Raw genomic sequence first — 472 nt, forward strand, 5'->3', positions numbered from 1 at the left:
TACTCCGTCACCCAAAAATAGGAAAGGCAAAGCATTTTTAAACAGCAATCCGCCAAGTATCGGACCGATTGCATAACCTAAATTCCAGCCCATATAGGAAAGCGAATAAGAGGCTTGACGATTTTTTGGAACCGTTATGTCAGCTAAAAGAGCATCATAGGCTGGTGAGGAAATTGAATAGAGAATTGAAGAGAGAATCAATAAATAGACCAATAGCATCGACGAGCTTTTAATTGAAGCACAAAACATCAAAACCAATGCCCCGGGTATTTGTGATAGGAGAATAATTTTTTTACGACCGATCAAGTCAGTGAATTTTCCGCCAATAATCATTCCCGGAGCCGATAAAGATCCTAGAATTGTAATATATAACCCCGATTCAGCAGCACTGAGACCTATTTTTTCAGTCAAAATCAAAGTCAAAAGGGGCTGAACAAAGGAGCCCGCTGCATCAATGATCCGAGAAATAAAC

The 472-nt window shown here is 39.8% G+C and carries 1 protein-coding gene; it reads right to left on the reverse strand.

The genetic code is table 11. From position 1 onward, the window contains the following. The coding region (locus KH893_RS11930) for an MFS transporter (RefSeq protein ID WP_281166294.1) at positions 1-472 on the reverse strand (472 nt) is incomplete at both ends.

Origin of the sequence: Liquorilactobacillus sicerae, assembly GCF_029916425.1 — a bacterium.
GTDB classification, from domain to species: domain Bacteria; phylum Bacillota; class Bacilli; order Lactobacillales; family Lactobacillaceae; genus Liquorilactobacillus; species Liquorilactobacillus sicerae.